Here is an 8,567-nt window from a genome sequence, read left to right as displayed (position 1 = left end):
GCCATGGCGTAAGCCCTCCCGAGGGCAGGTTGACGAACTGGACATTCATCAACTTACACCACGGCCACCCCTGCCTCTGCGCTCCTGCCGCCTCAGCGTTTTTGCACATCATTCTGCACACTACCGGGCAAGTGCAACGCAGTAGCCTTACGAATGAGCATATCGCCAGGAGCCAGTGCCAGCGAATGCCAAAGATAAATGCCGTAGGAATAAACCCCGATCCATCCGATGAACCGATAAAGCTTCGTCTCGCGAACCGAAGCCGAATACTCCACCGTCAACACGATCAGCGCACAGAACCCGATCGCCTGAATCGTGTACCCGATACTCTGATCGAGCGCCACATTGCGCGTCCCGAACACGAGCCAGAGCACCAGACCCACGACCATCGTCACGAGCAGCCACTTGCGATCGGCGATCGCGCGATAAGCCGCCGGCTTCATCCAGTACAGCGCCGCGAGCATCACGCCGAACAGCAGACTGTCGATGCGATATTGCGTATAGAAAAACGTCTCGTCGAGCTGACCGTTGTGCACCGCGACGCTACGCGCGATCAGCACCGCGACGCAGATCGAGCCGAGCACCGCGAAAATCGTGTTGGCGCGCGTTTTCCAGCGTCCGAACACGATCAGCAGCAGCGGCAGGAACAGATAGAAATGCTCCTCGACCGCCAGGCTCCACGTCTGCGCAATCGACGACCCGAAGTAGTTCTGCAAGTGCGTCAGGTTCTGCACGAGGAACGTATCCAGCGGATGCCGCCCGACGATCACATGAAACAGGATCAGCACGTAATACGCGGGCCAGATCTTGAAGATGCGTCGCACGATGAAACGTGTCGCGTCGATGCGCCCTTCCTGCGCATACTGCTTTCAGCAGCAATCCGCCGACGAGAAAGCCCGACAGCGTGAAAAACAGATTCACGCCTTCATGGCCGAAGCTTTTCAACGGATACTCGATCGCCGCGATCAGCGCGCTGCCCGTCGGAAATGAATGGAAGTGGTATCCCATCACGGCAATGATGGCGAGTCCCCGAATGAAATCGAGTTCGATCGATCGTTTCGGTTGTCCCTGGATACGTGTCGCGCCGAACAGGCTCATGGCCTTCCCCCTGTACGAAGGTCTTATGGTTGTCGATGATTCGCGGCCCGGATTCGCCCGATGGCTCCTCGAAACGGCGCATATGCGCGCATCGCGAATACTCGTTTATCTCTCACCGGTCGCGTAGCACCGACCGGCTATTGAATCATCGGCGCAGAGCCCCGGTACGATCCGCCAGAATCACGCGTTTTACCGACATCGCCTCCACGCGCGCGCGGTCTGGGCAACACTTACCGGAGCATTTCAGGCGAGCGTGGTGCGCCGCACACGGGCGTTCGCCATTTCGCGCCGAACGCTAGGCTCTGTTCACATTTCTTCAAATGCGAACAGAGCCTAGCGTTTTTAGAAGCAGATCAGGATCGGCACTCGAAAATCCGCCGGTGACCCGATAGCCTTGCACTCTAACATCTTCGAACGAGATCGCGCGCCGGCTATAACGCTGAATCTCGCGAACAACAAGCATGAGGGGCGTCCTTTTAAACTCAAGACGTTGATTTCGCCAATTCACCAAGGCTTGGAATTGCGCGTCACTGCGAGATATCAAGTGCGATGCATCTATCGTCGCCGCCTGATCGTCACTGAGAATAACCTTTTGATCGGCACTCGACAGCTCAACCTGTCCTTCCACCACAGCAACGGTGACATCGTCTGAATCGCTGCGAACCGAGAATATCGTACCGACATCGCGCACGGTAACATTGCGTGTGGTTACTTCAAAAGGACGCAGACCGCTGTGCAACACTGAAAATAGGGCTTCGCCTTTGCGCAAATGAGCGTCCCGAGATCGCAACCGGTTTTCGAAAACTACCGAGGTCGATGTGTTGAGCAAAACGCTGCTACCATCACTGAGCGCAACGCGCCGTTGCGCACCGATATCGGAACTAAACTCTTGTGTCGATAAAACTGGATTGATATACAAAGCAACAAGAGTCACCAAGAAAGCCCCCCCCTGCCGCCCCAAAAACAACGAAGGGGCGAAGACGAGGCCGCTTTGATCGAACTGATCTCGAAACGGGTCTAGGTTCCAAGTGACGCGCATAGCGTGTTCTCAGTGTACCCAGTTGGGAGTCAACTAAGGTGCCCACCGTCATGAGCTCTCGAAGATACTTGAGGCGTTCAGGGTCGGCACCAACCCATGCTTGCAGCGATTCCTGAGCACGAGCTTTTTCCATATCGTTGCCAAAAGACAGCGAAACAAAGAGATCGTCAGCCTTATCCATCTCGCACTGCGTCAATGGCATATAATGAAGCCAAATTCAAGTAGTGGAAGACAGAGTTCATCCTAGCGCAATGCGTTTCGAAGTTCCTTCAACGCCTGAACAATGTACTTCTTGACCACTGTTGAGCTGATTCCCATCTCCGACGCAGCTTCATCGTACGACATGCCATGGATCTTGCAGAGTACGAAAGCCTCTCGGCAACCGGGAGCCAAATTGTCGAGAATGTTGCTCAGTAGCTCGACGCGTTGTCTGCTCGAATGTTGCCGCTCCGGGGTTACTTCACAAACGGCGAGATACTCAAAATGAGCATCATCCTCGATTGTACACTCAGGCGCACGCTTTTTACGACGTGCCGCGTCTATCTGGAGATGTCGTGATATGACAAATAGCAGGCTCGCAGGTGACAAGACTTCATTCTGCTGCGCATATCGAAGCGCGTGCTCAAATGACGACTGAGCTATATCGGCCGCGTCATCAGCACTGTGATCACGTCGAAGCACTCGCCTCAGATCCGCGTAACCCCGAATCAACTCTTCCATCACTGCACCCATTGCAGACTCCTTTGCCCTAACATTGATAGTGCAATAGAAATGAAAGAATCGGCAACTCCTTTGTGCCAATTCACAGATGCACGAATGGTCCGCGCGGAACTAATGGTAACAAGACATAAATAGAATCCAAAAACTTCTCAACGGGGTAGAACAGTGCGGCGAGAGAATTTTCTTTCGTGTCCCGGCGGAAGTAGGCTTACCGCAGAGCCCTTAATCCAGTTCCTGCGATGCGGCGGCAGCACTCAATGTTGCCCGACGTTCCGCCGCAAACTCAGCTGGCAAAAGGTTCTTCAGCGCGCTGCGCGGCGTTTACTTTTTGTAATCTTGACGCATTGCCACAATGACTCCCCGATCATATCCAAGCGTCGTGAGCCAGTGCTCGCTAAGGCATTCGTCGCGTAACTCTCCTTTGAACGATGCGGTGTACGCGTTCTGCTTCGGTTTGGCCGCCTGAAGTAATGAGGTGGCCACGCGCAAGTGCACAGATGTAATCGCCTCGCGTTGGCCGTTCTCGATGCATCGCGCACATGTGGCACGCTAGTGGCGGTGCGGTGACGGAGGGTTAGTGGAAGGCGTTGCGGAGATCAGCTTGTCGCTGACGGCGGAGTAAATTGCGTGGGCAATTTGCTGATCACATTCCAGGGCAGCAGCTCGTCGATGTGACTGATTTTGTGGTCTGCGATGTGAGTCAGGACGTATTCGAGGTAGGCGCGCGGGTTGATGTCGTTCAGTTTGCACGAGCCGATCAAGCCGTACATTGCGGCGGCCCGCTCACCTCCGTTATCGGAGCCTGCGAACAGGAAGTTCTTCCTCCCCAGACTTACGCAGCGCAGAGCGTTTTCGGCGAGGGTATTGCTGATCTCGACGCGACCGTCTTCGCAGTACAGAACGAGCGCGTCCCATTGATTGAGCGAGTAGCGTATTGCCTTGGCCAACTCAGATTTCGCCGACAGGGTCGCGATCTTGTCCGTCATCCATGACTTGATGGTCGACAGCACCGCGAGGCTCGACTGCTGCCGCACGCATAACCGTTCGGCTGCGGGCTTGCCCCGGATATCAGCCTCAATGCCATAGAGTTCGCCGATCAGTTCGAGTACGTGCCTTGTCGACTCAGTCGGCGTGCGCACATGAACGTCGTATATATACCGTCTCGCGTGATCCCAGCAAGCCACCTCACGGATCTTGCCGCCCGCATACAGCTCATCGAAGCCTTCGTAGGCGTCTGCCCGCAGGATGCCTTTGAATCCGGCGAGATGGGTTTGCGGATGAATGCCTTGCGGTCAGGCGAATAGGCAAACCAGACGGCTGCGGGGTCCATTGAGCCTGAGCGAATGTCGTCGCGAACATAGCCCACAGGCGACCCGTGCGCGTCTTTTTTATTGCCGGGTGCAAGCACCGGGATCGGCGTGTCGTCCGCGTGCAGCTTGAAGGTTGCCATCGTGTAGACGCGTAGCGCTTCGGTCAACGGTTCGCACAAGGCCTCGCATTGGCCGACCCAACGCCCCATGCTGGCAGGGTCGAGTTTTACGCCGTCGCGCGCGGCGATCGCCGACTGCCGGTACAGCGGCTGATGATCAGCGAATTTCGAAACGAGGATGTCAGCAAGCAGGCCCGGATGCGCAATGTTGCGCTCAATCGGCAAGCCCGGCATCGGCGGCTGCGAGATGTGATGACAGCAGGCGCAGACTGCCTTGCGCCGGATCGTGCGAATCACCTTGAACATGGCGGCGACACGGGCGAGCTGCTCGGACACGTCCTCACCGAGTGGTTGCATGGCATTGCCGCAGTTCGGACAGCTCGAATTGGGTTCCAGCACACGATCTTCACGCGGCAGATGGGGCGGCAACGCCTCCTTCGAGGCTGGTAGCATCGACAGCTGTGCATGGGTCAGATGGATCTTGCCGCCGTCGGCCTGTGGCCAGACAAAACGCCCTCGCTCAAGCCGCTTCGCCAGAAGCCATAGCCCGTCCTCCGTAGCCCACAGAATCTTGATGAGGTCACCACGCCGACCCTGGAAGATGAAGACATTGCCGCCGAACGGATTCTCCTCCAGTGCAGTTTGGACCTTCGCCGCGAGCCCCGGGAATCCGGCGCGCATGTCTGTGACGCCAGCGGCGATCCAGATGCGAGTGCCCGCCGGCAACCCGATCATCGGGACAGCTCCCGAATGAGCAAACGCAGCATATCCGGCGACACGTTGCCGCGGACGCGCAGGCGTGCACGGTCAAATTCAATCTCGCAGGTGTTCTCCGTCACGGCCTCGCGCATGGACATCGACACCTCGGTTTCGGCGACTATGCCCACCGGGAGTAACGGTGCAACGTCAACATTGGATTGCTGTTGTGCATGCGCCGGAAGTGGCGCTCCGAAAACGCCTTGAAGATATTGGCGGCGCCATCTGAACAGTAGGTTGGTGTTAATGTCGTTGCGGCGCGCGACAAGCGATACCGATGCACCCGGCTCGAAGGTCTGTTCAGCGAGCTGTCGTTTGAACTCGCGTGGAAAGTTCGGGCGCTTAGCCAGCGAAACACACCCTGTCCTCTTGATCATGTGCAGCGGCAATTCAAGGCGTCACGCCCGAACGTGGACGGCGCCAATCATGTTGGCCGGTGTAGCGGCGAAGGTTTTGGCCGGTGATGAGGAGTCGAAGGCGGCGTAGCCGTCGAAGACGACGCATCACCGGCGGCGCCGAGTCGGCCGGGTTCTACGATGGCTGATCGAACAAGAAAGCGATCAGCTACATGTCTGGAACCCGCATTACCGACCAACAGGTTCGCCTCTACATGTCCAAACGCAAACATCACTCGCAGGAGACCAAACGCCGCTTCAAGGCCACCACCGACAGCAATCACAACCTGCCGGTCGCGCCAAATCTGCTACAACGCGACTTCTCGCCTGCTCGCCCCGATCAGGCCTGGAGTACGGACATCACGGACGTTTGGACTGACGAAGGCTGGCTGTACCTGACGGTTATCCTCGACCTGTTCAGCAGGCTGGTGGTGGGCTGGTCAATGCAAGCCACACATGCGCACGGAACTGGTGTCGGACGCGCTGCGTATGGCGTGGTTTCGCCGCCGGCCGGAAGCGGGCCTGATCGTCCACAGCGACAGAGGTAGCCAGTATTGCAGTCGTGACTTTCAGAACTTGATCAAGGGCTACGGCATGCGCAGCTCGATGAGCCGTCGAGGAAATTGTTGGGATAACGCACCGACCGAAAGCCTGTGGGGATCGCTCAAGCGTGCGCGCATCCTTGGCTAGCGCTTTGCAACGCGTCGCGAAGCGATGGACGAAGTAATCGACTGGTTGAGCTTCTATAATCATTCTCGCTTGCACTCAACGTTGGGCTACGTCAGCCCGATGCGGTTCGAGCAGGACTGGTACGCCGCCCAAAATCAACGGGTGGCATAATCTTCCCCCAGTTAAGGGATCCGAAATTCGCGGGCAACTTCATCTCCGCGCTGTCCGGTGACATATTCGCGTGACCAAGCAGGGTAGTCATGGTATGTTCGAAACCGTCGCTATTGCGATACAATAGAAAATACTGAAATGCAAGAGACTGAGGTGTGCTATGGCGGAAGCATTGAAGACGGTAACGGCTCAACTGCCGGTGACTTTGGTAGACCGCATGGAAGACTTGGCGACGAAGCTGGACCGGTCGAAGCAATGGATCGTTCGCAAGGCGGTCGTGGCTTACCTGGCCCGAGCGGAGCGTGAACGCCAGATGATTCAGGAAGGTTTGGACGACGTGACTGCGGGCAGGCTGATATCGATGGCCGCGATGGAGAGCTGGGCCGACAGCTTGGGCACCGATCATGAGCTTCCCTTGCCGAAGGTTGGTGAGTGATGGTCTTCCCGGTCGTGTTCACCAGCAAGGCCGCGTCGGACCTGCTGACCATCTACGAGTTCGAAAAGATGCTCAACGGAGCGACCAAGGCGCGCGAGATTTTGAAGGCGCTAAACGATGAGGCGAAATCCTTGGGTGCACAACTGCGCCACCGCATCGGGGAGGAACTGGACGGCTGGGAGGGTCCCCCGGCCCGAGAGGTTCACAAGGACGTGTGTCTTCACGGGGGCTATGAGATCCACTACGAGATCATCCCGGCCTACGAGCCGACTCCGGCGAGTATCGTGATCCTTCGGGTGTGGGACACGCGGCAGGACCGCTGAACGAAAGGGCCGACGACCGTCATTCGGCTCACAGGCCGCTCGATGCGGCCTTTATCGCAGGTAAGCAGATGGTTTCAAAGAAACTGGTTCCCCCGAACTACGACTACACGGGCAAGGATCGCGTGGAGCGCCAGCGCAAGGCGCTGGCTGACGCGGGCGGTGGCCGCGTAGAGGCTCATCTGGAGCCGGTTGCAGTAGAATGCAATTCAGGGTCGGCGCTCCTGTGCCGATAATAAGATGAAGAGTTTAGAAAGTGAGTGAGCACGCATACCGGCGCTTGCTGATGAAACGAGCGCGTGCGATGACGCGAAGCGACGCCGAGTTGTTCGGCCACCGTCAACGCTATTGGACCGTCGCCCAGCGATTGGCAACTGATCTGCTCGCCGGTAACTACTAAGAACGGAAAAACGCATGCAAATCGACGAAGCTAAGTTCACTCGAAAACGAGTGATGACTACGATACAACTGCCGAAGTTTTCCGTTGCCGACCCAGCAAAGCCTTGGGTAATGCTTGAGGCTGAAGATGAAAGCGGCCTCACCGTGGCGCTAATGGGGCCGGACAGCCTCGAATTACGCGCCGACGCGGCGCGCATGATGAAGCTATGGAATGACGCGCTTGACGCGCGATAGTTAACTCGGAAAACCGTTTTACAACGGGCGTTATTTTACGGGAGTGCGGCAATGGGCAGGGCTTTCGTTTTCGCCGTGGTGGGTGCGTTGACTTTTGGCGCGCCAGCGGCGCACGCTCAGAGCACAAACTTCCGCTTAATTACCACGTATGAGGAAGTGCATGGGAATATCATTAATCGCGTAGACTCGGTTGCTTACATAGCCGACCAACGCCGGGGCACTGTCGTAGCCTGCTCGTTTAGAAACCAAATCAAGCCGGATAAACCGTTCCCGGGCACTGCGAAAAATTCGCTTGGTGTCCCAATACGGGCGATGATTCAGGATCGAGGAAAAGTGATGTTTGGTCGTCGCGACCTCGCGGCTTCGGCCCAGGATTTGGATTCTCACCGTTCGTTCAATGGTTTCACTTAGATCCGACAACTGGCTTCCTCACTTCTTGCAGGAGGCTACATGCCGGCGTTGCGTGCGAAACTGTTTCCGCTGATCTCAAGCCTTAGCCGCGCCTTTCGACTGGCGCGGCGTTGCATAGGAAACCCGGCGCGAGAATGCGCCATCCCTCCCCGAATGCAAGGGCAACGGGTTCGAGCGACGTCGTTCGTGAAGATTGTGATGCGCGGGCGACGCCCGAGAGAAGAAAAGTGTTTGCGCTTGCGATAGACGGACTACGACGGCCCCGCCGAAGCGCCTCGAAAAATCGCTCAGGGGGTTGTGCAGGGCGGACGTGTCCGATGCACTCGCCGTAAGCAGTTTGCGGACAAAGTGCCCGACTAAATGGTCGGGGCTGACTAATTCGTTTTGCGTTGCGCCTCTCTCATGGGAGGAAGGGCAGCGCAGGTGAGCGTTTGAGTGAAGCGAGAAGGACAAGGGCGCAATAAAGCCGCAGCTTTCTGAGGATCATGCG

10 protein-coding genes and 3 pseudogenes are annotated in these 8,567 nt (G+C 57.1%); 6 read left to right on the top strand and 7 right to left on the bottom strand.

The window, feature by feature from the left end; translation table 11 throughout:
• Nucleotides 1-92: 92 nt before the first annotated feature.
• Nucleotides 93-1,008, bottom strand: a pseudogene (locus BVER_RS25715) (acyltransferase family protein).
• Between BVER_RS25715 and BVER_RS35790 the strand changes: the two are divergent.
• A complete protein-coding gene (locus BVER_RS35790) occupies nucleotides 905-1,225 on the top strand; it encodes a hypothetical protein (protein WP_050455669.1) in 321 nt (106 codons plus the stop codon). The pseudogene BVER_RS25715 and the gene BVER_RS35790 overlap by 104 nt on opposite strands.
• A 189-nt stretch (nucleotides 1,226-1,414) precedes the next feature.
• On the opposite strand, the gene BVER_RS25705 is transcribed toward BVER_RS35790, so the two are convergent.
• The 6 genes and pseudogenes from BVER_RS25705 to tnpA all read right to left on the bottom strand — a co-directional run bounded on the left by BVER_RS25705 (nucleotide 1,415) and on the right by tnpA (nucleotide 5,431).
• Nucleotides 1,415-2,137 (bottom strand): FecR family protein, encoded by a 723-nt coding sequence (locus BVER_RS25705; protein ID WP_050455668.1) that lies wholly within the window; start codon nucleotides 2,135-2,137, stop codon nucleotides 1,415-1,417.
• Between the two features lie 243 nt (nucleotides 2,138-2,380).
• Nucleotides 2,381-2,869, bottom strand: coding sequence for an RNA polymerase sigma factor (locus tag BVER_RS25700; RefSeq protein ID WP_050455667.1), 489 nt, complete (start codon nucleotides 2,867-2,869; stop codon nucleotides 2,381-2,383).
• A gap of 309 nt (nucleotides 2,870-3,178) precedes the next feature.
• Nucleotides 3,179-3,340, bottom strand: a complete 162-nt coding sequence (locus tag BVER_RS36355; protein WP_370444277.1) for an integrase core domain-containing protein — start codon at nucleotides 3,338-3,340, stop codon at nucleotides 3,179-3,181.
• A 113-nt stretch (nucleotides 3,341-3,453) separates the two neighbouring features.
• Nucleotides 3,454-3,627 carry a transposase domain-containing protein gene (locus BVER_RS36575; protein WP_440588106.1) on the bottom strand — a complete coding sequence of 58 codons (174 nt, stop codon included), beginning with the start codon at nucleotides 3,625-3,627 and terminating at the stop codon, nucleotides 3,454-3,456.
• Nucleotides 3,613-5,021, bottom strand: a pseudogene (tnpC, locus tag BVER_RS25695) (IS66 family transposase); the annotation flags it as partial. The gene BVER_RS36575 and the pseudogene tnpC, both read right to left, overlap by 15 nt.
• Nucleotides 5,018-5,431, bottom strand: coding sequence for an IS66-like element accessory protein TnpA (tnpA, locus tag BVER_RS25690; protein WP_232316775.1), 414 nt, complete (start codon nucleotides 5,429-5,431; stop codon nucleotides 5,018-5,020). The gene tnpA and the pseudogene tnpC, both read right to left, overlap by 4 nt.
• A gap of 254 nt (nucleotides 5,432-5,685) precedes the next feature.
• On the opposite strand from tnpA, the pseudogene BVER_RS25685 reads away from it, so the two are divergent.
• The 5 genes and pseudogenes from BVER_RS25685 to BVER_RS25665 form a co-directional block, all read left to right on the top strand.
• A pseudogene (locus BVER_RS25685) lies at nucleotides 5,686-6,277 on the top strand (IS3 family transposase); the annotation flags it as partial.
• Nucleotides 6,278-6,437: 160 nt separating this feature from the next.
• Nucleotides 6,438-6,713 carry a CopG family ribbon-helix-helix protein gene (locus tag BVER_RS25680; RefSeq protein WP_050455665.1) on the top strand — a complete coding sequence of 92 codons (276 nt, stop codon included), beginning with the start codon at nucleotides 6,438-6,440 and terminating at the stop codon, nucleotides 6,711-6,713.
• Nucleotides 6,713-7,036, top strand: a complete 324-nt coding sequence (locus BVER_RS25675) for a type II toxin-antitoxin system RelE/ParE family toxin (protein ID WP_050455664.1) — start codon at nucleotides 6,713-6,715, stop codon at nucleotides 7,034-7,036. Before BVER_RS25680 ends, BVER_RS25675 begins: the two co-directional genes overlap by 1 nt.
• Nucleotides 7,037-7,447: 411 nt before the next feature.
• A complete protein-coding gene (locus tag BVER_RS25670) occupies nucleotides 7,448-7,666 on the top strand; it encodes a hypothetical protein (RefSeq protein WP_157056222.1) in 219 nt (72 codons plus the stop codon).
• Nucleotides 7,667-7,717: 51 nt separating this feature from the next.
• Nucleotides 7,718-8,077: a hypothetical protein gene (locus BVER_RS25665; RefSeq protein WP_050455662.1), complete on the top strand. Its 360-nt coding sequence runs from the start codon at nucleotides 7,718-7,720 to the stop codon at nucleotides 8,075-8,077.
• Nucleotides 8,078-8,567: the final 490 nt, after the last annotated feature.

Source organism: Candidatus Burkholderia verschuerenii (assembly GCF_001189365.1).
Classification (GTDB): Bacteria; Pseudomonadota; Gammaproteobacteria; order Burkholderiales; family Burkholderiaceae; genus Caballeronia; species Caballeronia verschuerenii.
This window is presented reverse-complemented; position numbering and strand designations above follow the sequence as displayed.